Here is a 24,615-nt window from a genome sequence, read left to right as displayed (position 1 = left end):
GTTCGGAGAGACGGGATGTCAACCTTTACCATTGTTCCCGATGACGAGCGCTTAAAAGCCAAGATTAAGATTGTCGGAGTTGGCGGCGGCGGTTGCAATGCTCTGGACTCCATGGTTGGCAAAGGGCTGCAAGGCGTTGACTTTGTCGCCGTGGATACCGATTCGCAAAAACTCAAAAAATCAAAGGCCTATATCAAACTGCAAGTCGGGAGCCGTTCCACGCGCGGGCTTGGAGCGGGGAGCAGGCCCGGAGTCGGCGAAGACGCCGCGATTGAAGACAAAGCAAGAATTGCCGAAGCACTGGACGGCGCGGACATGGTTTTCATCGCCGCCGCCATGGGGGGCGGCACGGGAACCGGCGCGTCTCCGGTTGTCGCCAAAATTGCCAAAGAGAACACCGCTTTAACAATAGCCATCGTTTCCATGCCGTTTTCGTTTGAGGGGGAATCAAAAACCGCGGCCGCCGAAGAGGGTTTGAGCCGTCTTGAAAAGGAAGTGGACACTCTGATAGTGGTTCCCAATGACAAACTGTGCGAAGAGGACAACCCGCCTCCGTTGCAGGAAGCGTTTGAGAGCGCGAATAATGTTCTTTTTCGCGCCGTCAACGGCATAACCGAGATTATAAACACGCCCGGCCTCATCAACACCGATTTTGCCGATATTAAAACCATTATGAGTCAGGATGGTTCCAAAGCGATAATGGGAACCGGAGCCGCCGAGGGTTCGGACAGAGCGGTCAAAGCCGCCGAGTCCGCAGTTGAAAGTCCGCTTCTTGGCGCTCTGTCAATAGAGGGCGCGAAAGGGGCCTTGCTTCACATAGTCGCGCCGCCCGATTTCGGCACCGATGAACTGAAAAAAGCGTGTAACTACGTGACTCAGAAAGCCAGCAAAGACATGCAATTTATCTTCGGGTGGACAATAGACGAAAACATCAAGGACGAAGTAAGGATTACGATAATCGCCACGGGAATTGAGAGTTCCTCTTCCCGTGCTGAGGGTTCCCCGCGCCCGCCCGCGAAGCCGGGCAGTTCCACAGCGCCCCCGCCCGGCCCCATAGACGGCGACCTGTTTCCGGACGCTCCCATTGCCAACGGTCCGGACAGGGATATTCCCGCCTATTTGAGAGACAAAAAACTCAATCCCGCAAAGCAGGAAAATGCTGAAAAAGACAAACCGGACGAATCCAAAACTGAGCCTTCCTCAGCGGGGCGAAGCATATTCGGAGCCAGATTCGGAAAAAAAGGAGACTGATTTCCGGTTTTATATCGGTTTGTCTCCATATAGAATAGGCTTTCCGTTTTTGAGGCCCCTTCGTCTAGCTTGGCCCAGGACGCTACCCTCTCAAGGTAGAGACACGGGTTCAAATCCCGTAGGGGCTACCAAACCCGAAAAATGATTTTTTTTACACCTGACGTGGCGGCGCTTTGCCTTGTAATCGGTTGTGTTGCGGATTTTCTTTTTTCAGACCCGCGTTCCGTTCCCAATCCCGTCCGTTTTTTCGGTGCGGTCATATCCCGCGCCGAGTTGTTTCTAAATAGGGGAGTTGCCAAAACGGTCAAAGGTGCGGTTTTTGCGCTCTCTCTTGTGGCGGCGGTTTTTCTGATTTTTACGCAGTTTCAAAACGCGGCGGCGGCGGCGGGGATTTTCGCAAATGTCTTTTTTACGTCTCTGTTGGTTTTTTTAGGTCTCGCGGGAACATCGCTTATAAGGGAATGCGGCGCGGTTTTCTCGGCGGTTGAAAAAGGGGATATCCGGTTGGCGCGAAAACGGCTTTCAACCATTGTCGGGCGCGACACGGAGGGGCTTTGCGCGGAGCGCATAAAGACCGCGACACTTGAAACAATGTCTGAAAATCTGTCCGACGGCGTTGTGGCTCCGATATTTTTCTATTTTCTGGGAGGAGTCCCGATGATGATGGCCTACAAAGCGGTGAACACTTTGGACTCAATGATAGGTTATAAAAATAAACGCTACCGGCGGTTTGGCATGATGGCGGCGAAAATGGACGATGTGGCGAACTTCATTCCCGCCCGTCTGACCGCCTTTCTTATGGCGGTTTGCTCATTCAGTTTTCGCTCTTTTGTCTTTATCTCCAAGTTTGGACGCAACCATTCCAGCCCCAACGCCGGTTTCCCCCAGGCCGCCCTCGCGGGCATACTTGACTGCCGTTTCGGCGGCCCCGCATCTTACGCGGGTGAGGTGGTGAGGAAGCCGTTCATCGGGGAGCGCCGGCGCGAGATAACCGCGCAAGACTTCAAAACAGCACGGAAAATAAACAATGCGGTTATGGTGGTTGCGGTTGCGGCCGCCTCGGTTTTGAAAATAGTTTTTTAGCCGCCGCCAAGCGCCGTATTTTGCTCCGGGCTTACAGTTCCGCGCCGGGGGTTCCGCCGAGCGTTATTCCCGCATTCCTGTTGTCATATGCGGGAGGGTTGTCTTTTGTTTTGCGTTTATTTTAAATTTTGGAGTTAAGCCCTTTGGTCAAGTATTCTGTCTTGTGGTCTCCGTTATGAACCAAAATCAACCGGGTTGTGAAAGTGAAAAAATAACACCGCGCACCGAAGGCGGGGGCATACTGATATGCGGGCACGGAAGCCGCGACCCCGAAGGGGTTGAGGGATTCAAAAGCCTGGTCCGGCGCATGAAGAGCCGCCAACCCGGCACCGATGTGGATTACGGGTTTCTTGAGTTCTCGCAACCGACCTTTGACGTTGCCGTTAAAGCGATGGTGGAAAGGGGCGTGAAAGACATCATTTCTCTCCCCGCTATTCTGTTTGCCGGCGGGCACGCGAAGAACGATATGCCGTTTGAGATGAACTCCATACAGGCGGCTCACAAGGGGCTCAAAATCCGTTTCGGCAGTTTTCTCGGTGTCTCGCCGCAGTTGCTTGAACTGTGCCGTCTGCTGATAGAAAAAAGTGAAAAATCCATGCCTCCGCGCGCGAGGGAAGACACGTGTCTCTTACTTGTGGGGAGGGGAACATCCGACCCGGACGGAAACTCCGATGTTGCGAAAATGGCGAGGATGCTTGAAGAGGGAATGGGGTTCGGGTTTTCGCGAGTCGCTTATATAGGGGTTACCAAACCCGGCCTTGAAGAGACCTTGAAAGTTCTTGAAAACCTCCCTTATTCAAGAATAGTTGCCGTTCCGGTTTTTCTTTTCACGGGCGTGTTGCTTAAAAGGATTTACGCCGAACTTGAAAAACACAGAGCGGTTTCGCGCAAAGAGATTCTCCACACGGAGCCATTCGGCGCGCACGACCTCATTCTTGACATACTGGACGAGAGGGTTGAAGAGGTTGAACAGGGGAACGCCAACATGAACTGCCAACTGTGCAAATACAGAACGCAAGTAGTGGGATTTGAGAACGAAGTGGGCAGGGAACAGGTGGGGCATCATTTTCATGTGCGGGGGATTTCTTCCGAAAGTGGTTTGAAGAGCGTAAACAGCCGCAAAATCGGCAGGCTGCGCGGGATTTCGCTGGGCCCCGGCGCGCCCGACCTGATAACCGTGCGCGCGCTTGAGGCGTTGCGCGGTTCAGACAGGATTTACTACCCGTCCGCAAAGGGAGCGAGTGGAAGCCGTTGTGTTTCCATTTTGCGCCATTACGGGTTGCAGGAGTCCTCCAAACCCATCGCGGTGGACATGAAAACCCGCAGTTCGGCGGACAGTTCATACCGCCTTGCAAGGGGGGTTTTGCTTGAAGATTTGAAACAGGGGCTTGATGTGGCTGTTGTGTGCGAAGGGTGCCTCTCGCTTTACAGTACGGTGTTTCGCATTCTGTGCGACGATGTTTTCGGCGGCGATTTTGAATTGATTCCGGGCGTTTCATCTCCGTCCGCCGCCGCCGCTTCCGCAGATGTGTGTCTGGGGCTCGGCAGCGACAGAATTGCAATGCTTCCCGGCGGCTGTTCCGAGCGCGAAATGGAAGACGCCATAGGCGGCTTTGAAACCGTTGTAATTATGAAGCCTCCGAGGGCGGGCGGGCTTGTAAAACTCATCAGGGAAAAGGGGCTCGGCTTTGTCTATTGCCGCGATATCGGCGGAGAAAATCAGTTCATCACCTCAAAGCCCGCCGAAATTGAAGACGGCGATTTGCCGTATTTTTCCCTGTTTATCATCTCAAAGAGGTTTGACGGATGCCGGGTAGCATAACGGTTGTCGGCGTCGGTCCCGGGGCGGACGGGCATATCACCCCGCTTGCCCGCGAAGCGCTTTCGAGAGCCGAAGCCGTTGTTGGCTACCGGAGTTATTTCCGTTTTGTTGAGGGGCTGATTCCGCAAGACTGCAAGCGCGTTGAGAAGGAGATTTCCGAGGAGGACGAAAGGGCGCAAATCGCGGTCGGGCTCGCGCGCGAGGGAAAAAATGTCGCCGTCATCAGTTCGGGAGACAGTGGGATTTACGGGATGGCGTCCGTGGTTCATCTCGCCGCCGCGGGCTCCGGCGGCGCGGAGGTATCCGTTGTTCCGGGCGTGAGTGCGTTTATTGCGGCGGCGGCGAAACTGGGCGCACCGCTCGGGCACGACTTTTGCTCGGTTTCCCTTTCAGACCTTCTGACCCCCTGGCAGACCATAGAAAAGCGCATCTCCGCCGCCGCCGAAGGCGACTTTGTTACGGTCGTGCACAATCCCAAAAGCGCAAAACGATACTGGCAGCTTCCGCGTCTCAAAGAGATCTTTCTTTCCTCCAAATCCCCCGATACTCCGGTCGGAATTGTCCGCAACATTTCAAGAGAGCACGAGCGGACGCGCGTTACAACTCTGGAAAAACTCAATCCCGATGAAGTGGACATGTTCTCGCTTCTGATAATCGGCAATTCGGAAACAATCACCGAGGGCGGTAAAATGGTAACCCCGCGCGGTTCAAAGCCCGCGAGCCCGCAGTCCGCTTCCGAAGCGGCGCGCCTTATCTATGATGAGAGTTTTGGCACAATAGAGAAATCGCTCAAACTGCCGGACTCTCTTTCGCGCGGCGCGCGTGCGGCGATAATGCGCTGCGTTCACACAACCGCTGATTTTGAATACTCCGAACTTTTTCACTGTTCGCCGGGTGCGGTGGAAAAATGGAGCCGCGCTCTCAGGGGCGCACAAATCGTTACCGATGTGAGAATGGTTCTCGCCGGGGTCTCAAAACATCTTTTGGAAAAAACCGGCGCGGAGGTTTTTTGCTGTCTTGATAAACCTGAATCCTTGCGTATTTCCGAGCGGGAGGGAATCACGAGAAGCCAGGCGGCGATGAGGGTTGCCATAAGCAGATACCCCAAAGCGCTTTTTGCGGTCGGCAACGCTCCGACCGCTCTGATTGAAATTGCCGACACTCTTTCAAAAGCGAAAAACGGGGAAATGGATTTCAAGCCGCTCGGAGTCATCGCGGCGCCCGTGGGTTTTGTCAATGTTGAGCAGTCCAAAGAGCGCCTTGAAGCCGTTGCGGGTAACACCCCTTATGCCGTGATACGGGGCAACAAGGGCGGCAGTACGGTTGCCGCGGCGATAGTGAACACGGCTCTGGATTTTGATGAAGATGAAGTTTGAGCGTTTTCAGCCGTCCGGGCTGATGTCTATTATGTTCAATTTTCTTTCAATCCGTTTTTGAATGGATTTTTTTATTATCGCGCGGATTTTCGGAATCAAAAGGGCGAACCCCGTTAGGTCCGTCAGCAATCCCGGGGTGAGCAGCAGCGCGCCGCCGACAAGCACCATAACCCCGTCCAGAAGCGTTTCAGACGGCTTCCTGCCGTTGTTCAAATCGTCCGTGATTGACATCAGAACTGATATTCCCTGCCGCCGTGCCAGAGTGGCGCCCACCACTGCGGTCGCCACGACTATCCAGACGGTTTCCCATGTTCCTATGACGCCCCCAAGTTTTATGAGGATTACCAATTCAATCAGCGGAACTGCTATAAAAACGGGAATGATTTTTGAAAACATTGGACTTGCTCGCGCGCACGAAACATAATAACACGGCGTATGAAAGAGTTCACTCTTCTGTCCCCTGCGAAAATAAACCTCAACCTTCACGTTACCGGTGTGCGCACTGACGGCTTTCACGACATAAAATCAACCGTTCAGCCAGTCGGCATTTTTGACAAGGTTGGAGTCAGGGTGTCCGCGGAGCCGGGCAAAATTGTTGTGGCGGGTTGTGAGGGCGCGCCCGAAAAAAACACCGCTTTTGTAGCGGCAAACCTCTTTTTACAAAAGGCGGAAATCAAGTGCGGCGTGGAGATAAGTTTGAAGAAAAACATACCGTCGGGCGCCGGGCTTGGCGGCGGCAGCGGCAATGCGGCGGCGGTTCTTGTGGGGCTCAACCGTGTGTTTGGCGCTTTTGACAGCGAAACCCTTCGTGAAATCGCAGGCATGGTTGGCTCGGATGTGCCGCTTTTTATTGACTGCAAGGCGTGCGAAATTTCGGGCAGGGGCGAGAAGGTGAAGCCGATTGAAGGGTTTCCGCTTTTGAACTACGTGGTTTGCTTTCCCGGTTTTGAATCGCTCACGGCGGACGTTTACCGCAAATGGGACGAATTAAACCCTTCGGGAAAACAGCGCGAAAATTCAAAAAAAATGTGGGGCGTCAGCTGTCCGGTTGAAATGGTAAACGCTCTTGAGGCGGCGGCGTTTTCACTCTATCCCGAACTCGCGCGTTTTTGCGCACTCATAAGCGCAGACTATGGGATTCCGGTTTTGATGACCGGTTCGGGGTCGTCTTTTTTTTCAGTTTTTGAGGACGAGGAAACCGCGCGTGAGGTGTTTGAGCGGATAAAAAAAGAGGCGGATTTTGACTGTTTTCTCACGCGCGGAATTGAAGGGTGGGGCGGGGTGGAGTGAATTTCCGCATTTGAGCGTTTTGCGCTATTGTGTAGTTTTATTTCCGCTATTTGGGGCGTCGTCTAATGGTAGGACACCGGACTTTGACTCCGGCAGTGGAGGTTCGAATCCCCCCGCCCCAGCCAAACGCTTATTTCCATTTTCCCAGATGCGAGGATTTTACCCCGCCGTCCGCGATGGTTTGCTCAAACTCGCTTCTGAATTTTTTCACCATTGATGAGACAGGCATCGCGCAGCCGTCGGCGAGCGCGCAGATGGTTTTTCCGGTCATTTGAGAACACGCGTCAAGAATTATGTCGAGATGTTCAGGATCTCCGCTTCCGTCTTCAATTTTTCCCAGCATTTTTTCAAGCCACCATGTTCCCTCGCGACACTGAACGCACTGCCCGCAAGATTCGTCCCTGTAAAAATGCGCGAGATTGCGCGCCGCGCTGACCATTGAAACCGTTTCGTCCATAACCGTAACGCCGGCGGTTCCGAGCATTGTGCCGAGCCCGTTGAGAGTGTCAAAATCCATCGCAATGTCCAGTTCGTCCTCTGTGAGCACGCCTGATGAAGACCCTCCGGGGGAAACCGCTTTGATTTGCCTGCCTTCGGGAATTCCGCCGCCGTATTCGTATATCAACTCCCTGAGCGGCACGCCGAGAGGCAGCTCATATAGTCCCGGACGGTTCACGCAACCGCTCAGACCGAAAATTTTTATGCCCGTGTTTTTCGGAGTTCCGATGGACGAAAACCATTTTGAACCTCTGTTGATTATGTGCGGAACGCACGCGAGCGTTTCCACGTTGTTTATGACGGTCGGCGAGTGAAACAGTCCTGACTGTGCGGGGAAGGGGGGTTTGGGTCGCGGTTCGCCGTTTTTCCCTTCTATTGACTCAAGCATTCCGGTTTCCTCTCCGCATATATACGCGCCCGCGCCCCTGAAAACCGATATTTCCGCGCCAAACCCCGAATCCATTATGTTCCGTCCCAGATAGCCGCCTTCACGAGCTTCTTCCACGGCGTTTTCAAGTATTTCCGCGCCGAGCGGCATTTCACCCCTGATGTAGATATACATCTTCTCCGCGCCCACTGCGCGCGCCGCGATAAGCATTCCCTCAATTATCTGATGCGGGTCGCGCTCAATAATTTCCCTGTCTTTGAAACTTCCGGGTTCGCTTTCATCCGCATTGCAACACAGATAGACGGGATTGCCGCTTTCGCGCGGGATAAAATTCCATTTCAGCCCGGTCGGGAACCCCGCGCCGCCGCGCCCGCGAAGACCGGATTGTTTGACGATTTCCGTAATTTCCTCCGGCTCCATTGAGATGGCTTTTTTCAGCGCCTCGTAGCCGCCGGATTCAAGATACGAGCGGAGCAGGCGCGAGTCCGCGCCTCTTTCCGTGTAGTTCCTTATGATTTTTGTTTCAGGCATTCGTTCTCAAAGACAGTTTTAGACAGGATTTTATCACAACGCCCGCGCGAAAAAAACACCGTGTCGCCCCGCGTTTGACCGCCGCGCCTTTCACTGCTATACTCATCCGCGCTTTTCCCTTCCGCAATGGCAGTCCAGTTCAAAACAGGCGATAATGTTGTTTATCCGGTTTACGGAGTGGCAAAAATAGAGTCCGTTGAGAAAAGAGAGATAGCGGGCAGCAAAGCCACTTTTTATATTCTCAAAACCCTTAAAAACGACATAACCGTTATGGTTCCGGTGAAAAAAACCGACAGCGTCGGCATGAGGAAAGTTATTTCCAGAGGGCGTGTTCTAAAGGTTTTTGAAGTGCTGAGGCAGAAAACAAAACCGTCTTCCGCGGGCAAAAAGCAGGCATGGAACAAACGCCACAAAGAGTATTCGGAAAAAATCAAAAACGGCGACATTTTTGAGATTGCCGAAGTTTTCAGGGACATCTTCAAAACCAGCAAGAAAAAAGATCTTTCTTTTGGTGAAAAGCAGATAATGGAAAACGCATTCTCGCTTATTTCAAGCGAAATTTCGGTTGCCAATTCAAAATCCGAGGAAACGGTCGGCAAGGAAATAGAAGCCGCCATTCTCAAATAGTTCCGTTAAACAAGAAGGCTTTTGCCGTCAATATTTTCCGGCGCGGCGATTCCCATGTGTTCAAGAACGGTGGGATAAATGTCCACAGTTCTCGCACAGCGCGCGGCGATTTTTGCGTTGAGCGCGATGGGAACCGAAATATGGTCTTTAATCATTGAGCCGTGAGATGCCTTGTGTTCGGGAAATTCAAACCGCGCCCTTAAATCAAAACCCTGTTTCGCGCTTACCACTATGTCGCCCGTGCGCGAAGATTCAAAAATCTGGCACGCCTGCGCGAGCGCGTCCGGATAATCAGTTTTGAAAGTCAGTTCCAACTGCGCGTCTTTTGACATTTGCCCGCTCATGGGTTCAAACCCAAACGGGTCGCCGCCATTTGTTTCATAAAGTATTGTGTCATTTTTCGCGCTCACAACCGCGCTTCCGCGCTCCGAAAGAATCTCAATCCGTCCATTTTCACGGAGGCTCATGACCAGATCAATCTGCTTTTCGGACGCGCACTTCCGCGCGACATTTCCGCGCATTTCGTTGCTTGCGTTCTTCAGGTAAATATGCGCCATTGAGTTGCCCGACACCATCACAGAGCAGTCTGCGCCGAAGAAATTGCGGAAAATATTCGGGTATTCAAGGACGCTGAACCCTTCGCGCTCAAGCGTTTTTGAGAGGTCAAAATGGGTGTGGGTCGCCGTGAGTCCGTGGTCGCTCACAATGGCGAGGAGCGTATTTTCAAGAACGCCTTTTTGTTTGAGTTTTTCCGCTATCTCGCCGATTATGCCGTCCATTTTCAAATATGCGTCTATGACTTTTTTGTGAAAAGGGTGAAGCTTGTGGGAAAGCGAATCCACCTCCATAAAGACCGCAAAGCAGAAAAGTGGAAAATCCTGCGCGTTACCGTTAAAACAGCGCAGAAGTTTGTCCGCCGCGATTCTGTCAATTGAGTAGCCGTCTTCAAAAAAATGGTTTTTGATTTTGTGAAACGCGGTGGACATCGCGGTCAGGTTGCGACCGAACGGCAGCCCTCTGGTCATTTCATTGAAGATGCTCACGCTTGAGGGAATCAGTTCAAACAGAGTGGGTGGATAAGGGCGCAGGTCTGAATTGAGAAAAACCGCTTCATAGCTCACATAACTTCTCAAACGCTTAAAAGTCAGAGTTTTGTTCCACAGTTTTTTATCAAGCCAGCGAATTCCCGGCATGTCGCACTTTCCCGGGAACGAGCCGAGCAGGTATGGAGTGTAGGCGGGTCCCGTGGTTGACGGAAAAACGGACGAAGCGGTTATGAAGCCGCCCGGTTCAACTATGTGCCGCGATATGTTCGGCAGCCGCCCGCTTGACAATAACTGCTCAAAAACATCTTTGCGTGCGCCGTCTATGAGCATGATGACGCATCTTTTTATTTCATCCGGGCGCGGGGTGTTCAATTAAAAAACCTTTCGTATATTTTTCTTGTCGCGCGCGTTTTTGAAATATATTCCTTGCGCAATTTATCCTCGGTCGGAAACTGCTCGAATTCGCGCGCGAGCCGTTCAAAATCGTCCGGTCCAATTCTGTTTCCGTGATTTTTTCTAAAAATCCCCTGCAGAATTGAGACCGTTCCGAGGAAAATATAACTGTCCCTCAAAGTTTTACCTTCCCTCTCACCCACAATTCCCAGACTTGTGAGCCGGGCAAGCGCTTCAAGCGTGTTCGGGGTTCTGAGTTCAAGATGTTTTGCGCCGTGCTTCAACTGCATGGACTGAACCAGAAACTCCACATCCACCATTGCGCCGCGCCCCGTTTTAAAATTGAAATAATCACCGCTTTCGTGTGCGAGTTCTTTTTCCATTCTCCGGCGCAAATGCGCGATTTCTTTGTGATAATCCTTTTCAAGAGGCGCTTCATAAACGCATCTTTCAATTTCGTTCATAACCTTGTTTCCGAAACTTTTCCCGCCCGCGCAGGGCGATGCCTTAATCAACGCCTGCCTTTCCCACAGACGCGCCCCGGTCTGAGAGCGGTTGTATCGCTTGAACGCCTCAAATGAAGTTACAAGCGTGCCGGAATTTCCGGACTGGCGCAGGGACGTGTCTATTTCATAAATCTGTCCGTGGCGGTCGGTCAGTGACAGAATTCCGATGAGTTTCTGCGCGAATTTAACATACCGTTCGGTTTCGTCGCCGTCGTGTATGAATATGATGTCTAAATCCGACGAATAGCTCAGTTCGCCGCCGCCGAGTTTTCCCATTCCGAGTACGCAGGTTTTTGCCGTTGAAATAGCGCCCGCGCCCGTATTTCCCGTGAGGCGTTTCGCGATTTTAAGTATCGCCTCAATCATGACTTCGGCGAGAAGTGAAAGGTATTTTCCCGTGCGCTGAAAATCGATGTTTTCCTCAAACTCCGACACACACAATTTCAGTGTTTCGGTGTATTTGAAGTGGCGCAGGGCGTCCAGTTTTTCCTCATCGGAGTCCTGTTTGGCGATTAATTTCTCAAGAGAGCGTAAAATCACGCTTTTTTCTCCAAGAGCACTTTTCCCTTTCAGCGCCACCGAGCCCATGTAGTAGGGGTTGTGGATTAAAAACGAGCTTATGGGGTTTTCGCATCCCATAATTTTCATAAAAATTTCAAGCGTTTGCGGCGCAGCCGAGATGAGCGGATAGATGGACATTTTCCATTCCTGATTTGCCATAAGCCGTTTCAGGTTCGTGAGTGCCAGATTCAGGTCTCCGCACGCAAACGACTGTTTGAACAGCATCCGCAGCATTTTTTTGGAGAGTCCGCGCGCACGGAAATCGTCTCCCGCCACTCCCGCAGTCTCAAGGTCGGTGATTATTTCAAGTGACTCTTCGGGGTTTTTGAAACCAAGCGAAGCGAGGCTTCGCAGCGCTTCGGGTCTTTCCACATCGCCGCTTGTGAGGAATTCGGTGATTTTCACCGCCTCTTTTTCCCAATCCTCCATTGGCTTTTCCTCTTCGGACGTCTGCTTGAACAGTTCGCCACAGATTTTGCGGGTTTCCTTCATTACCTCATCAAGAGTCTTTTCAAACACCGCCGCGCTCTTAAATCCCATCATTACGGCGAGTCTGGAAAGTTTTTCGGGCGATTCGGGAACGGAATGGGTCTGCGTTTCCTCGTCAAGTTGGATGTTGTGCTCAACTTTTCTGAGGAAAAGGTAGTTTTTCCCAAGCGCATCCGCGACTTCCCGCGGTATGGTTTTTCTTTTCAGCAGTTTTTTCAGCGCCGAAAGTGTGTTGGGGTCGCGCAGGTTTTGGTTCGCGCCGTTCAAGATTTGAAGCGTCTGCGCGAAAAACTCAATCCCCCGTATGCCTCCGTCCGCGAGTTTTATATCGCGTTTTTTTGTGATCCCCGACAGCCGTCTTTTCATGTCGGACATATCTTCAATCAGGTCGTAACTTGTATTCTCGTAGATGAACGGCTCAAGTTTTCTGATCAATTCCGCGCCGAGCTCCTTATCGCCCGCGATCTCTCTGGCTTTCATAAGAGCGAGTTTTTCCCATGTTTCGCCCCGGTAGAAATAGTGTTCCAGCACTCCTTCGGTGTGCATTGCCACCGAGCCTTTCATACCGCCCGGGCGCAGTCCCAGATCCACTCTGTAGAGAAAGCCGTTTTCGGTGTTCGCGCCTATTTCCGCCGTCAGTCTGTGGGAGAGGTCTATAAAAGGCCGGGCATTTCCGTTGTCTTCATACACGTAAACGAGGTCTATGTCGGAACTCAAATTAAGTTGCCTTCCCGCGAGTTTGCCCATTCCCAGAACGCAGAATTTCCCCGCTTTGTCCGCTCCGGTCTCGGGTGCGAGCCGCGAAACCGACACCTCCACAACCGCTTCGGCAAGGTCTGACAACCCTTCCATTGTTTTTGTAAAATCCGCGCCGTTTATGTCCTCGTATGTGATTTGCGCAAGACGCCTGTATTTGAAACGCCGAAGTTCTTCAAAAAATTCGTCCGTGTTTTCAATTTTGCGGCTTATCGCGGCGAGTGTTTTATCAATGGCGCTTTTTGTTTTCGCCTTGTTTGAGAACGGAAACGAGACGGTTTCGGGGTCGCGTATCGCGGCGCGGGCGAGAAATCTGCTGTGAGACGCAATTTGAAACAAAAGCCGCTTCTCCTCGGCTTTGAGTTTGCGGTTGTTTTTTTCAAACCTTTCAACCGTAAGAGCGGCGAATTCAGGTTCGGGTGGAATCGGCTTTTTGCTTTTTGCCATTTTACCTCCGTTTGCGTGTTTACAGAAAACTCACCGGATCAATATCGGCAATAACGCGGGTCTTCGGAGGCATAATTCTTTCGGCTTCTTCCTTGAGAGCCCTTGAAAAATTCCCCAGAAGGGAAGGGCTCTCAGACCGCATAATTATATGCCATCTGAAGCGGTTTTTTATTCTGTATATCGGGCATTCCGAATACCCGACAATTTCCACCTCGCCGGATTTGAGATTTCCGGACGTTTCAACGGCGAGAGAGTGGACGCGCTCCGCGATGAGTTCAACGTTTTTCTCCACGGTTCCCGAAAATTTGAGCGCGACAACCCGTGAAAAAGGGGGCCATCCGGTGATTTTTCTCACCTCCAGTTCACTTTCAAGAAACGCGACCGCGTCCTGCCCGACCGCGTATTTTATGCTCGGATGGTTCTGTTTTGCCGTTTGTATCAACGCTCTGCCGGGCGATTTTCCCCTTCCGGCTCTTCCGGCGACCTGAGTGAGCGTTTGAAAAGTAACCTCGCCACTACGGAAATCCGGTATTGACAAAGACATATCGGCGGAAATCACTCCCACAAGCGTAACCTCCGGCAGGTCGTGCCCCTTGGCGACCATCTGGGTCCCCACAAGCACGTCTATGCTTCCCTTTTCAAGTTTTCCGTAAAGCTCCAGCAGTTTTGTTTTTCCGCTCACCTCGTCGCTGTCCATTCTTGCCACGGTTGCGGACGGCATTATTTTCCTCACTTCGTCTTCAATGGTCTGAGTTCCCATTCCCACGCGTATAAACTCTCCGCCGCATCCGGGGCAGGCGTTTTCAAATTTTTCGTCAATTCCGCAGTAGTGGCACTTCACGGTGTTTCCTTTTTTGTGGTAGGTCAGCGAAATGCTGCAATTCGGGCAGCAAAGCGTCTCGCCGCATCCGTCGCAGATAAGAGCGGTGGAAAAACCCCTTCTGTTCAAAAATAAAATCGTCTTGCCGCCGTTTTCCAGATTTTCAAGAAGTGCTTTTTTGAGCGGCGCGGAAAAAACGGTTTTCTCCTGTTTCACAATCTCAACGCGCGGAAGCAGGCTTCCCTCTATCCGCAACGGCATTGAGAGATACTCAAATCTGCCCGCAACCGCATTGCGGTAGGTTTCAACCGAAGGGGTCGCCGAGCCGAGAATCACGGGGCAGTCGGTCATTCGCCCCAGCACAACGGCGCAGTCGCGCGCATTGTAGCAGGGGTTTTTGTTTTCCTGTTTGTAACTTCTCTCGTGCTCTTCGTCCACCACGATAAGCCCCAGATTCGGAAACGGCGCAAAAATTGCCGACCTCGCGCCGATGACGATTTGCGCCGCGCCGCTTTTTATTCTGCGCCATGAGTCAAACCTTTCGCCCTCGCTGAGGCCGCTGTGCATCACGCAAACCCCGTCGCCGAAACGGCTTTTGAACCTTTGCACAAGTTGCGGGGTAAGAGAGATTTCCGGCACCATAACAAGCGCCTGCGCGCCACCCCGTACGACTTCCTTAATCGTTCTCAGGTAGACCTCGGTTTTTCCGCTTCCGGTAACCCCGTGGAGAAGAAATGTTTTGAATTTTCCGGCGTGAACCGCCTTTTTTATTTCGGAAAATGCTTTTTGCTGCTCGGCGGTCATTTTCGGAGCGGGTTTGCCGTCCGGTTTTATCTCAGCGAACGGGTCCCGCACGATTTCTATTTTTTCCGCCTCAATAATTCCTTTTTCTTCAAGCCATTTCAGATGCGGGGCGCAAGTGTTTCCGAGAATGTCTTTTATGTCCGGGCGGGAGATTTTCCCGTGCTCCTCTATGAGTTCCACAACGGAGCGTTTGGCGGGCATCTTTGATATTTCGCTTCGCGCGCTTGAGCCCGCGGCGGCGGAATACAGAGTTTCATAGCGTATGTTCGCGCCGCGCTTAACCTCATATTCAATTTCAGCGAGACCCTTGTTTTCAAGACGGTGGACTTTGCCGAAACTACTGTCTTCAACGACCTCAAAAAGTTTTTCAAGCGTCATTTCGCCCGATTCAAGAGCGCGAAGAATTGTTTTGTCATTTCCTGAGAGTTTGCTTTTTTTAAGCGCGGTTTTTCCGGCTTCGGTGATGGCGATTTTTCTTCTCACGCTCATACTGCCGAGTCCCGATGGGTGTGCGGCTTTGGCAACCGCGCCGAGCGGGCAGATGTAGTAATCGGCTATCCATTTGAAAAACTCCAGCCGTGTTTCGTCAAAAAGCGGCCCGTCGTCAATCACATCAATAATGTCGCGCAGATATATGCCTTCAGGTGGTTCGGAAGAGCCAATGACAAACCCGATTGTCCGCCGGTTTCCGAGCGGAACCAAAACCCGCTTGCCCAAAGTAGCCGCGCTTTGAAACTGTTTTGGAACCGAATAGTGAAAACTGTCCGATATGTTTCCAGGGAGGATTACTTCAATGGGCATGGGGGTTAGGTTTGGTTTCCTCTTTCAATGCATTCTCTAGCAAGGTTTTAAATTTCTATAATTTTTTCGTACAGTTTTGCAAGGCAGTTTCTTTTCATTCTGATTTTTGTACCGTGATTGTGTCCCGTCCTTGCGTCAAAATCCAGATAGAAAATTCCTTCCTCGAGACCGCATACAAACCTGTTTTTTGAAAGTCCTTGCAGAATTTTCATTTCTGTATAATGAAAGTGCTCAACGCCTCCTATTTTTTTCCTCTCTGCAACAATGAAGAAACAATTGAGCAGTTTTGTTCCAATTTTGTGAAACAAGTCATCGAAACCCCAATAAGGTTGGGGGTTTAGTTCTCCGAGTCCTGCTATTGATTTGACCCTGTCAAGCCATTTCTTATGGCGTTTATCAACGGAATTCGCGTCAAAAGATACGCAGATTTTTTCGTTCTTTCTATCAACTATCATAGTAAATCCTCTGTCAGTTCTGTCTTGCGAATTAAAAGTTTGGCGAAAACTCATTTCGGATGAGGGATATTTTTTGCCTGCTTGTTGGTGTTTCCACCCATATTTTGGCAAAAGAATGTTAGGAACAAATTTCATTGCTCTTGGTGAGGGTTCAGAGTGAAAAAGTGTTAAAAGAGATGTTGTGTCTTTTTGTTGTGTTTTTAATTCCCATTCTGCCGCATTTGGTATAGGAAGGTTGTTCTCTTCTATTTCGAGCAAATCTTCTAATGTGTTTCCAACTGCGCCATCATTGCCCAGACGAGCATTTGGAATCCAGCCTTTGTTACGTATTTCTTTTAGTTCTTCAATCAGGCTTTCTTTTGTGTACGTTTTTATAGGTTTCATTTCGGCGGTCGCCAGAAGTCCAATAAATATTCAAAAGTAACGCCCATTGTTATGTAATTACTTGGCCAGCCAAATATTCCTATTCTGTTAACTATATTTCTTCTGTCCCAAATTATAGTGTTTCGCAATTCGTATCCCCTTTTGCGCAGTTCTTCAACCAAAGCAATATGGATTGTGATTCTTTCGTTTTCCCACCACATATCAGAAACGTTAATTACACAGTGGGCTTTTGGACGGAGCAAAGGGAGTAATTTTTCGAAAATATCTCCCATTGCTTTTGTGTATTTCTTCAAATCAAGTGTTCCCAAATCTCTTTTGTCTTGGGAATACTGTTCCACCTTTCCTAATTGTTCGTTTTTCCTGTCTCTGCGTGATTTATTTTTTCTTTTTCTATTTAAAAGATTTGAATAAGGCGGGGATGTCCAAATCAGAGAGAGAGATTCTTTTTTTAGATATTTCGCGACGTTTTTTGCGTCATCTTGAACAATAATTTGCTGAGACTCCCCGAAAAGATTTCCATTTGAATTGATGCGGGATTGGCATAAATCAACATAGTGTTGTTGTAAATCAAATCCTATGGAGTTTCTGTTTAAATCTTGTGCTGCGACCAAAGATGTGCCACTTCCGGCAAAGGGGTCAAGCACAAGTTCTCCTTCGTGAGTAAAGAGCTCAATGACTTTTTTTGATAGGGATATTGGGAAAGTAGCGGGATGAAGATTTTTGTCTCTTATATCTCTTTTTTCGTAAGCAAACTGCCAAACACCCAACTGGCTTTTGAGCCAGTCTTTGGCTTCCATGCAATTCAAATTGTTTTCTTTGCAGCCGCAAGTGCGTTGAAAATCAATCGGCAGTTTTTTTCTGTAACAATCGTCATCTTCTCTCAATACAAAAGGTAGATTGTCGTCTTGTTCTTTTTTCTTTGCGGCTCTGGCGGACATTTTTTATGAACGCACCCTAACATCCTTCATTCCCCGAACAAATTTAACCGCGCTCGCTTTTGTCGGCATTTCAACAATGCCGCTTGTGTTGTCTCTTTTGACCGCTTCAATGAGCGCGCCGAACGGGTTTTCCGCACCTCTGTATCTGTCGGCGAAGGTTGCGCCATTTTCAAGTTTGAGGACGCCTCGCGGGCAAACCGCCGCGCATATTCCGCAACCAACGCATGAGGCGCGTATGATGTTCTCGCCTTTCTGCGCGTAGGCGCGCACGTCTATTCCCATCTCGCAGTAGGTTGAGCAGTTTCCGCATGACATGCACTGCCCGCCGTTTGTCGTAATTCTGAATTTTGAGAAAAATCTCTGGAAAATTCCGAGAACTGCCGCCATCGGGCAACCGAATCTGCACCACACCCTTGATCCCATAATGGGGTAGAAGCCGACCCCTATAACGCCCGAAAAAACCGCGCCGATGAAAAATCCGTAAGTGTATGAAAGCCCTTCCGAAAATCCGCCGAAAATCTGTCCGCCCGCCGCGGAATTTGCCCACAGCACAAGCGTTGTGAAAGTTATAAAAACAAGCACGCCGTGAACCATCCACCTTTCAACCTTCCACGCCTTCATTGATTTGTCGCTCAGCTGCCGCCACGGGTCGCCAAGCGTTTCGGCAAGCCCGCCGCAGCCGCAAACCCATGAGCAATACCATCTTTTGCCGAATTTATATGTCAGAAGCGGAGTCGCCACGAAGGTCATAATCGCGCCCCAAAGAATGAAAAACATTCCGAGCCCGCCCGGGTGGTTGATCATTCCCTCAACCGTGCCGGGGAAAAGGTAGTCGTATTTAAGAGGCCAGAAATAACTGAAATAAAACTCCGGTTGCTGAAACAGTTTCAAAATATTGGGAATGATGAACGCGAAACCGAGTTGAAAAAACATCACTGAAACGGTGCGGATTTGCTGATAACGGTTGTGCCGGTAGCGCATAATCATTCGCACGCCGAAAACCAGAATCGCGATTGTGTAGATAAGCCCGTAGAGGAACCAGTGGCTTGTGTCCGCCGCCGCCGCGCCCGTGAGCAGCGAGTGAAGCGGGGAGACAATTTCCACCGCGCCCGCAAGCGGAGCGGGGTTTATATAGACCAGAATGTAGAAGCCGGTCATAAAAATGCCCGCTATCCATCCGAGACTTCCGCGCGAACTGACGCTTTTGAAGTAGTTCGCGTTGTTTTTGATGCCGGGTATGCCGTCTTTGTAGGCAAGGTAGAAGTAGCCCGCGCCTCCGACGGTCGGAAACCCGAAAGCGAGAATGAGCCCCGCCCACGAGCCTGCGGGAACACCGCCGACCATTTGCAGAACAAGCGCGAGCAACCCCGTGCCCACAAGCGCAAGACAGATTTTTTCGCCCAAAGAAAGTTGCTCTTCGGGCGCAACCACCGGCTCTTCAAAGCCGAGAGTTTCCTCGTTGTAGTCATAGGAAAGAGTTTTGGAATCCATCATCGTGCCTGCTCCATGAGAACGCCCGCAATTTCTTTTTCATAAAGAGTGTAAAACTCCGGGTCAAAATTTGCCTCGCTCAAATTGTCCAGCACATAATCAAGCGGGCGTTTTTCCTCAATCCATCCTTCACAAACCTTGTGGCGGTAGCGCAGTCCCATCACATTCACGCCGATTACGGCGTCATCGGTATGGACAATCCGCAGAGCCGCGAGCCCGTCGGGCTTTTCCCAGTAGAGGTTTTTTTCACCCTCAACCGAGAGATTAACCTGTCCGTATGTCTGGTATTCAAGGTCAAGAAACTTTGCCGAGTTGAACCATGTCGCGGGCTCGTAGTTTGTCGGAATTTCGCACATCGCTTCGCCCGCCGCTTTGCCCTGCGCTTTGCCGGTATACCACACCTGTTGCAGAAGGTTGCGCTCTTCGCCCGTTATGATTTCCGCGCAGTCTCCGGCGCAGTAAATGTTTTCCGCATCCGTTTTGAAGCTGCGGTCAACAAGTATGCCGCGACCGGTTTTTATTCCCCCGCCGTCCGCGAGAGCCGTTTGCGGACTCACGCCCGCGGTCAGCCCCACAAGACCGCACTCCATTTTCCGCCCGTCTTTTGTAATTACTCCGCCGACCCGGCCGTTTCCGTTGTCCGTGATTTCCTCCAGTTCGGTGTTAAGGCACAGGTCAATTCCTTCTTTTTCTATAATCCTGTTCACCATAGCGGATTCTTCGTTCGGCAGTATGCGGTTCCAATACGATTTTTCGCGCACGAGAAAAGTTACATGCACCCCGCGAGAGTGAAGCATTTCGGCAAGCTCAATGCCTATGAGCCCGCCGCCTGTTATTACGGCGTGTTTGAGTCCTTTTGAGTTTTCATACAATTCGCGCAAATCCATGAGGTCGTAAAGCCCCTGAACGCCTTTCAGGTCCTGTCCGGGCCAGCCGAATTTGTTGGGTGTGCTCCCGACCGCGAGCAGCAGTTTGTCAAAATTTACGGGGTCTTTTTTATGAATAAGCAGGCGGCTGTTTTTTGCGTCAATTTCCGTTACCCAGCCGCGCACGGTTTCAATGCGCTTTTCCCGCCAGAAGCTGTCTTCATACGGTTTTGTGTCCTGATAACTCATATGCCCCATGTAGATATACATCAGAGCGGGGCGCGAGTAGTGAAAATCCGATTCGCCGGAAATCATAACAATGTCCCAGTCGGGTTTGAGTTCCCTTATTCTCAATGCCGCCGAAACACCGGTTATGCCGTTTCCAATAATCGCGATTTTCATTTTTTACTCTTCTTCTTTTTCTTCTCCGCTTTTGGTTTGTTTGCCAGAAAAGTTTTCTTATGCACATCGGTGTAAGACCCCTGAGGGTAGTGTTTGTCGTAAAACTCCGTGTCAATGTGCATCGCCTGAAAGACAAGCCGCATATACATCGGGTCAACGAACGCCGGAAAACGCCCGTATCTGTCGTAAATGTAGTTGGCCACATCCCGCACGATTTGTATTGTGGTTTCCGTGGGTTGCGGCGCCCGCATAAGGTGTTTGTCCGGCTCGGTGTAGGGGAACGGCTTGTTGCTTTGCCACGCCGTAGCCTTGTGTTCCAGAAACGCGTCAATCGCCTCGTCCATATTTTTGTAGTAGGGCGGGCAGTATCCCTCAAAAACGCCGTCTCTGCCGACCGGAATGGTCGCAGGCGGATCTATGGAGCCTCTTTTCGGCTGAATGAATCTGAAGCCCAGTCCCTTGAACATATCCGGCACGGCGCCAAGCGCGAAACGCGGCACAAGCCCCGTGAAAGTCCATCCCGCAAGCCCGAGAGCCTGCAAAGTGAGGCTCATATTCTGGCACACAAACGCCTGCTCAACATTGAGACCCGTAAGGATTCTGACCTCAAGATCGAACAGAGACAGTTTCACCTCGCCCTTGATTCGCCCTTTCTTTATCCATTTGCCCAGCCCGGCGGGCTTGCCCGTCAAATCGTCCGTGATGGAAAAGCCGTAACTGCTGCTGCAATACAGAAGCAACAGGTTTAAGTATTCTTCGGTAACGTCTGTTACGGGTATGAACACCGATGTTCCGGGCTTGTTCGTGTTCCACTGATTGAAGTCAAACAGGCCGGGCATTTTGTCCGGCAGGTCGGCTCTTTTGTTCTCAAGCCGGACAAGACTTTTCCTGTAAAGTTCAAGCATGCGCTCCATGCGCTTCTGCTTTCCCATTTTGAAAAATATGTCCAACTCGCCCGGTTCGGGAAGCATGTGCTTTACGTCAACGTGATAAAGCCCTTTGTCATTTGTGAAGAAAAGTTCGGTTCCGTGGTTGTTGCACGCGGACGGCCATGTTCTTCCCGTCCACTGGCACAGAAGATCAATTCCGTTTTCGGGCGGCAGGTCGGCCAGGCACAGCCCCGTCAGCCCCGTTCCCGACCACACAAGAAGCGCCTCCTCAAGCTCTTCAAGCGGCACCGGCTTATATGCCGATTTGAATCCCAGAGTGCTCGTTTCGGGCAACTCCATTCCAAGTCCGAACCTGCGCGAACGGCGATTGAAGATAGAGTCAAAAAGCGGATATTTGAACGCGTCTTCGTAACGTTTGCTCAGTTTGCCCATCGTTGTTTTTCGGGTAGCCATTTTTCAGTATCCACCGTAAATTTGAAGTTTTTGAACAGGGGAAATAATAACACTCTTTGGGGCGCAAGAGGAATTTTTTTTACGCCACCGCTTTTTGTATTGCCTCCATCACTTTGCCGTAAACCCCATCCGTTGCGGCTACCACGCCTCTGTTGCGTTCAAAAGTCCGTCCTTGTGAAAAGCAAAATTTGCGCCCGTCAAAATCGCAAACCCGCCCGCCCGCGCACTCTACAATCGCCGCGCCCGCCGCGTGGTCCCAAATGTTTTCCCGCCTCCCGTCCGGATTGGGAACGCGCAGGTATGCGTCCGCCTCTCCGCCCGCCACAAGAGCGTATTTGCACTGGGCGTCCATTTTGACGGACTGCGTCCGCGCGCCCGTTCCGCTCATGATTTTTTCCGTAAGCGCGTAGGCTTCGGGCGTTCCGCGCGCCGTTTCGCAAAAAACTATCTTCCCCGCGCTCCGCTCCGGCGCGCTCACGGGTTCTGTGCGCGAGCCGTCAATCCGCGCTTTACGGACGCCGTCCGGTGCGGAGAACATTATGAACCCGAGACCGGGGCAGCCGAGCATACCCAGCACGGGACGGCCGTTTTCAACCAGAGCGGCGGCAACGGCAAACTGACCCAAGTTTATAAACCCCGCCGTTCCGTCAATCGGATCAAGCGCCCAGAACCTTTCCGATTTCGCGTCCGCGTTTCCCCGACCGACCGTTTCCATAAATTCGCCCGCTCCGGTTCCCGGAATGAGTTTCAAAATATCCTCAAGCAAGCCGTCCGTCCCGGAGTCAGCGAGAGCGGAGATGTTTTTTGCGCAAGTGCCGGGCGGGCTCTCTTCAGCCACGATTTCATCCGCCGGAAAATGTTTTGCTATCTCCTCTATCAGAACAAACTGCGCGGCGTAATCCGCTGTGGTTACGGGCGTTCCGTCCGACTTTTTGTTTTTCTCAAAACCGGCTTTCTGCGCCGCCGCGCACACGGCACACGCACGCGCCACAGCCCTGAGAGCGACCGCCGTTTCCTTTTCAAAACTCAACTTTTCCTCCGAAGATGCTCCCACGCAAGCATTATCCATACCGGCGCGAACTGGGTCCAGACAATCAGTGAGCCAAACGCGCCTTGTCCGTTAAGCCCGTATTTAATGTAATAGAGGGGCAGCAAAGCGGTTGGAGCCAGCAGAGACCACTTCGCGCCTCCGGTTCTGAGAGCGAGAAACGGCACGACCCAACAGTAATACCACGGAAATTGAGTCGGTATCACAAGGAACACAAGCGCGGACACAAAAAGGCATCTTCCCGCGAGGTCGGACGGCTCCCATCTTTTTGAGAAAAACACCCACACCGTTCCAAGCGCGATTATGGCTGCGGTGGCAATCCTTGCCGCGAAAAATCCGTGCCCCGCGCCCAATCCGAGTGCAAAAGCCGATTTTTCACAGACGAACACAACTATCCTGAAAAATGAGCTGTTGTTTTCCCAGTCCAAAACGTAAGCGGTGAGCCCTGAGTTTTCCGCGCCCACCGAAGCGAGTAACGGGGACAGAACCGCAAGTGAACTGACGCAGAAAAGCGCGAAAAGCGAGGCGGTTTGTTTCGCGCCGCCTCTCAAAGCCCGCAGAACCGGAGCGGCAAGAACCACCGTCCACACCTTGACCGCGACTGAAACGCAAAGAAGCGCAAGCGCCCAAATTCCGCGCCGCGCTCCCCCCCTCATTGCCAAAAGGGCTCCCAGAACAAACGGAAAGATAAGCGCTTCCAAATGGCATGAAAAGAAAATCGTAAAAACCACAAGCGGATTCCACCAGTAAATTGCAGGCGCCGCCTTGCCCGCGCGCAACCGCGCGAGCAGGAAAAAAGTCGCACAGTCCGCCACAAGCAGAACAAGCCGCCACGCGCTCACGCTCCATTCCGCCGCCGTGTGTGAAAGCGCGAAAAACATCTGCGCCACAGGCGGATAAATGGTTGTTAAATGCGAATGGTTTACTCTTTCCGCGATTCCACCCGACTGTTGCGCGAGTGTTTTGAGCGCGTCTCCCGCTCCGCCCGCGAGCGCTTGCGCGGGCGCGAAAAGGTAAGGATTTTCGCCCGCCGCCGTAACCGCTCCGTCCCACAGATAGCGAAAATAGTCGTCTTCAAGAACCGGATGCGAGAGCAGCCCCGCAAGGCGCATCACGAGCCCGATTATAAAAACCACCGCGAGACGCGGGGATTTTCCGGCTCTTTCACCCGTGTGGATTGCCGCGAAATAAAAAACCGCCGCCGCGCTGAGCAGGGCGGCGAGTCGCAGGGTCGGCATCTGGGCGGTTGCCTGCGGATAGGCGGAAAAACTTTCCGAAAATCCCGTGATTGCCCACAGAGCCGCCACTGTTCCCACAGCAAGTATTGCGCTTGAGTTTTTCATTCCGCACGCCGGTTTCTCCGAGCAACATAACAGATTGAACAACGGCGCGAAGCAGTGTATTTTCCTCCTTTCCACAGATGAGTTTGAAACGGGAAAAAGACGAGTTGCGCCGCATACTGCTTGAGCAGTCAGTGCAGTTTGGAGATTTCACACTCGCTTCCGGAGTGAAAAGCAGCCTTTACATAGACGCCAGAAAAACCACTCTTCATCCCGAAGGCGCGCGCCTTGCCGCCGCGATTTTCCTTGAAGAGTTTATAAAAGACAAAGACGCAAACGCGATAGGGGGCCCCACGCTTGGAGCCGACCCCATTGTGGGTGCGGTGCTCGCATTTTGCGAAAAACCCGATATTCACGGCTTCATCGTTCGCAAAGAGGAGAAAAAACACGGCACTCAGCGCATGGTTGAGGGAAACCTGCAAAAAGGCGACCGCGCCGTGATTGTTGAAGATGTTATTACCACGGGCGGCTCGGTTTTGCGCGCCGTCGGGGCAATCAGGGCGGTGGGCGCGGAAGTGTCAAAGATTATGGTTGTAGTCAACCGCTCCGGCACAAACAAACTGTTTGAGGACGAAGGCATTGATTTATTCAGCATTTTTGACGTAAGCGAACTTGTGGAGTGAGCGCGCTCACACTTTTTCTTTCCCTTTTTCGGGCGAGGTGATTTCATCGAACAAAGTGTGGCGGTAATCGCGCCCGGAATTGACTTTTACCCTTCGCCCGCATATTATTCCCGCTTGAAAACAGACGAGTGGCAAACAATGTCCGACACTTTCAACAACTGTTTTATTTCTTTTTGCGCACCGGTCTGCGGCTGTGTGCGCTGTTCCTGTTGTATGTGATTTGAGCGCGGTTTTCT

The 24,615-nt window shown here is 51.5% G+C and carries 19 protein-coding genes and 2 tRNA genes; 9 read left to right on the top strand and 12 right to left on the bottom strand.

All coding sequences use genetic code 11. From position 1 onward, the window contains the following. The first annotated feature begins 15 nt into the window (after positions 1-15). The 5 genes from ftsZ to cobJ all read left to right on the top strand — a co-directional run bounded on the left by ftsZ (position 16) and on the right by cobJ (position 5,532). Positions 16-1,251 (top strand): cell division protein FtsZ, encoded by a 1,236-nt coding sequence (gene ftsZ / locus ACY430_RS01415; RefSeq protein ID WP_462137120.1) that lies wholly within the window; start codon positions 16-18, stop codon positions 1,249-1,251. Positions 1,252-1,304: 53 nt separating this feature from the next. Continuing rightward, positions 1,305-1,382, top strand: a tRNA-Glu gene (locus tag ACY430_RS01410). Between the two features lie 10 nt (positions 1,383-1,392). Continuing rightward, positions 1,393-2,334 (top strand): adenosylcobinamide-phosphate synthase CbiB, encoded by a 942-nt coding sequence (gene cbiB, locus ACY430_RS01405; RefSeq protein ID WP_462137119.1) that lies wholly within the window; start codon positions 1,393-1,395, stop codon positions 2,332-2,334. 175 nt (positions 2,335-2,509) lie between these two features. Beyond that, a complete protein-coding gene (locus ACY430_RS01400) occupies positions 2,510-4,156 on the top strand; it encodes a CbiX/SirB N-terminal domain-containing protein (protein ID WP_462137118.1) in 1,647 nt (548 codons plus the stop codon). After that, positions 4,141-5,532 carry a precorrin-3B C(17)-methyltransferase gene (gene cobJ, locus ACY430_RS01395; RefSeq protein WP_462137117.1) on the top strand — a complete coding sequence of 464 codons (1,392 nt, stop codon included), beginning with the start codon at positions 4,141-4,143 and terminating at the stop codon, positions 5,530-5,532. Before ACY430_RS01400 ends, cobJ begins: the two co-directional genes overlap by 16 nt. 6 nt (positions 5,533-5,538) lie before the next feature. Here the strand turns inward: cobJ and ACY430_RS01390 are convergent, their stop codons facing one another. Next, positions 5,539-5,928 (bottom strand): FxsA family protein, encoded by a 390-nt coding sequence (locus tag ACY430_RS01390; protein WP_462137116.1) that lies wholly within the window; start codon positions 5,926-5,928, stop codon positions 5,539-5,541. Positions 5,929-5,967: 39 nt separating this feature from the next. Here ACY430_RS01390 and ispE point away from each other — a divergent pair, with 39 nt between their 5' ends. Together ispE and ACY430_RS01380 are read left to right on the top strand one after the other, a co-directional pair. Next, positions 5,968-6,822, top strand: coding sequence for a 4-(cytidine 5'-diphospho)-2-C-methyl-D-erythritol kinase (gene ispE, locus ACY430_RS01385; RefSeq protein ID WP_462137115.1), 855 nt, complete (start codon positions 5,968-5,970; stop codon positions 6,820-6,822). A 51-nt stretch (positions 6,823-6,873) separates the two neighbouring features. After that, positions 6,874-6,947: transfer RNA gene (locus ACY430_RS01380), tRNA-Gln, on the top strand. Between the two features lie 5 nt (positions 6,948-6,952). Here the strand turns inward: ACY430_RS01380 and nuoF are convergent. Further along, entirely contained in the window at positions 6,953-8,239 is a 1,287-nt protein-coding gene (nuoF, locus tag ACY430_RS01375; RefSeq protein ID WP_462137114.1) for an NADH-quinone oxidoreductase subunit NuoF, read from the bottom strand. Positions 8,240-8,365: 126 nt separating this feature from the next. Between nuoF and ACY430_RS01370 the strand changes: the two genes are divergently transcribed. After that, a complete protein-coding gene (locus ACY430_RS01370) occupies positions 8,366-8,866 on the top strand; it encodes a CarD family transcriptional regulator (RefSeq protein WP_462137113.1) in 501 nt (166 codons plus the stop codon). 5 nt (positions 8,867-8,871) lie between these two features. On the opposite strand, the gene ACY430_RS01365 is transcribed toward ACY430_RS01370, so the two are convergent. The 10 genes from ACY430_RS01365 to ACY430_RS01320 form a co-directional block, all read right to left on the bottom strand. Further along, the gene (locus ACY430_RS01365; RefSeq protein WP_462137112.1) at positions 8,872-10,284 is read right to left on the bottom strand and encodes an alkaline phosphatase family protein; all 1,413 of its coding nucleotides are present in this window, start codon (positions 10,282-10,284) and stop codon (positions 8,872-8,874) included. Next, positions 10,281-13,064 (bottom strand): [protein-PII] uridylyltransferase family protein, encoded by a 2,784-nt coding sequence (locus ACY430_RS01360; RefSeq protein WP_462137111.1) that lies wholly within the window; start codon positions 13,062-13,064, stop codon positions 10,281-10,283. Before ACY430_RS01360 ends, ACY430_RS01365 begins: the two co-directional genes overlap by 4 nt. A 19-nt stretch (positions 13,065-13,083) precedes the next feature. Further along, positions 13,084-15,489 carry a replication restart helicase PriA gene (gene priA / locus ACY430_RS01355; RefSeq protein ID WP_462137110.1) on the bottom strand — a complete coding sequence of 802 codons (2,406 nt, stop codon included), beginning with the start codon at positions 15,487-15,489 and terminating at the stop codon, positions 13,084-13,086. A gap of 47 nt (positions 15,490-15,536) precedes the next feature. Beyond that, the gene (locus tag ACY430_RS01350; protein ID WP_462137109.1) at positions 15,537-16,328 is read right to left on the bottom strand and encodes an MvaI/BcnI family restriction endonuclease; all 792 of its coding nucleotides are present in this window, start codon (positions 16,326-16,328) and stop codon (positions 15,537-15,539) included. Continuing rightward, complete coding sequence (locus ACY430_RS01345) at positions 16,325-17,266, bottom strand: DNA methyltransferase (RefSeq protein WP_462137108.1); 942 nt, start codon at positions 17,264-17,266, stop codon at positions 16,325-16,327. The genes ACY430_RS01350 and ACY430_RS01345 overlap by 4 nt, the downstream gene beginning before the upstream one ends. Positions 17,267-17,269: 3 nt before the next feature. Beyond that, on the bottom strand, positions 17,270-18,760 hold the full coding sequence (locus ACY430_RS01340; protein WP_462137107.1) for a 4Fe-4S binding protein: 1,491 nt from the start codon (positions 18,758-18,760) through the stop codon (positions 17,270-17,272). Beyond that, the gene (locus ACY430_RS01335; RefSeq protein WP_462137106.1) at positions 18,757-20,025 is read right to left on the bottom strand and encodes an NAD(P)/FAD-dependent oxidoreductase; all 1,269 of its coding nucleotides are present in this window, start codon (positions 20,023-20,025) and stop codon (positions 18,757-18,759) included. The genes ACY430_RS01340 and ACY430_RS01335 overlap by 4 nt, the downstream gene beginning before the upstream one ends. Further along, entirely contained in the window at positions 20,022-21,368 is a 1,347-nt protein-coding gene (locus ACY430_RS01330; RefSeq protein ID WP_462137105.1) for a hypothetical protein, read from the bottom strand. The genes ACY430_RS01335 and ACY430_RS01330 overlap by 4 nt, the downstream gene beginning before the upstream one ends. Before the next feature lie 79 nt (positions 21,369-21,447). Then, positions 21,448-22,398 (bottom strand): inositol monophosphatase family protein, encoded by a 951-nt coding sequence (locus ACY430_RS01325; protein ID WP_462137104.1) that lies wholly within the window; start codon positions 22,396-22,398, stop codon positions 21,448-21,450. Beyond that, on the bottom strand, positions 22,395-23,759 hold the full coding sequence (locus ACY430_RS01320; RefSeq protein WP_462137103.1) for a hypothetical protein: 1,365 nt from the start codon (positions 23,757-23,759) through the stop codon (positions 22,395-22,397). The genes ACY430_RS01325 and ACY430_RS01320 overlap by 4 nt, the downstream gene beginning before the upstream one ends. Before the next feature lie 77 nt (positions 23,760-23,836). Between ACY430_RS01320 and pyrE the strand changes: the two genes are divergently transcribed. After that, positions 23,837-24,379, top strand: coding sequence for an orotate phosphoribosyltransferase (gene pyrE / locus ACY430_RS01315; RefSeq protein WP_462137102.1), 543 nt, complete (start codon positions 23,837-23,839; stop codon positions 24,377-24,379). The last annotated feature ends 236 nt before the right edge of the window (positions 24,380-24,615 follow it).

The sequence above is a fragment of the Candidatus Mycalebacterium sp. genome, assembly GCF_977828045.1.
The sequence above is the reverse complement of the archived record's forward strand: the minus strand, read 5'-3'. Positions and strand labels throughout refer to the sequence as shown.

Excerpts from the sequence above, each read along its gene's own strand:
- ftsZ (WP_462137120.1), top strand. The coding sequence starts at position 16 with ATGTCAACCTTTACCATTGTTCCCGATGACGAGCGCTTAAAAGCCAAG.
- cbiB (WP_462137119.1), top strand. The coding sequence starts at position 1,393 with ATGATTTTTTTTACACCTGACGTGGCGGCGCTTTGCCTTGTAATCGGT.
- ACY430_RS01400 (WP_462137118.1), top strand. The coding sequence starts at position 2,510 with ATGAACCAAAATCAACCGGGTTGTGAAAGTGAAAAAATAACACCGCGC.
- cobJ (WP_462137117.1), top strand. The coding sequence starts at position 4,141 with ATGCCGGGTAGCATAACGGTTGTCGGCGTCGGTCCCGGGGCGGACGGG.
- ACY430_RS01390 (WP_462137116.1), bottom strand. The coding sequence starts at position 5,928 with ATGTTTTCAAAAATCATTCCCGTTTTTATAGCAGTTCCGCTGATTGAA.
- ispE (WP_462137115.1), top strand. The coding sequence starts at position 5,968 with ATGAAAGAGTTCACTCTTCTGTCCCCTGCGAAAATAAACCTCAACCTT.
- nuoF (WP_462137114.1), bottom strand. The coding sequence starts at position 8,239 with ATGCCTGAAACAAAAATCATAAGGAACTACACGGAAAGAGGCGCGGAC.
- ACY430_RS01370 (WP_462137113.1), top strand. The coding sequence starts at position 8,366 with ATGGCAGTCCAGTTCAAAACAGGCGATAATGTTGTTTATCCGGTTTAC.
- ACY430_RS01360 (WP_462137111.1), bottom strand. The coding sequence starts at position 13,064 with ATGGCAAAAAGCAAAAAGCCGATTCCACCCGAACCTGAATTCGCCGCT.
- priA (WP_462137110.1), bottom strand. The coding sequence starts at position 15,489 with ATGCCCATTGAAGTAATCCTCCCTGGAAACATATCGGACAGTTTTCAC.
- ACY430_RS01350 (WP_462137109.1), bottom strand. The coding sequence starts at position 16,328 with ATGAAACCTATAAAAACGTACACAAAAGAAAGCCTGATTGAAGAACTA.
- ACY430_RS01345 (WP_462137108.1), bottom strand. The coding sequence starts at position 17,266 with ATGTCCGCCAGAGCCGCAAAGAAAAAAGAACAAGACGACAATCTACCT.
- ACY430_RS01340 (WP_462137107.1), bottom strand. The coding sequence starts at position 18,760 with ATGATGGATTCCAAAACTCTTTCCTATGACTACAACGAGGAAACTCTC.
- ACY430_RS01335 (WP_462137106.1), bottom strand. The coding sequence starts at position 20,025 with ATGAAAATCGCGATTATTGGAAACGGCATAACCGGTGTTTCGGCGGCA.
- ACY430_RS01330 (WP_462137105.1), bottom strand. The coding sequence starts at position 21,368 with ATGGCTACCCGAAAAACAACGATGGGCAAACTGAGCAAACGTTACGAA.
- ACY430_RS01320 (WP_462137103.1), bottom strand. The coding sequence starts at position 23,759 with ATGAAAAACTCAAGCGCAATACTTGCTGTGGGAACAGTGGCGGCTCTG.
- pyrE (WP_462137102.1), top strand. The coding sequence starts at position 23,837 with ATGAGTTTGAAACGGGAAAAAGACGAGTTGCGCCGCATACTGCTTGAG.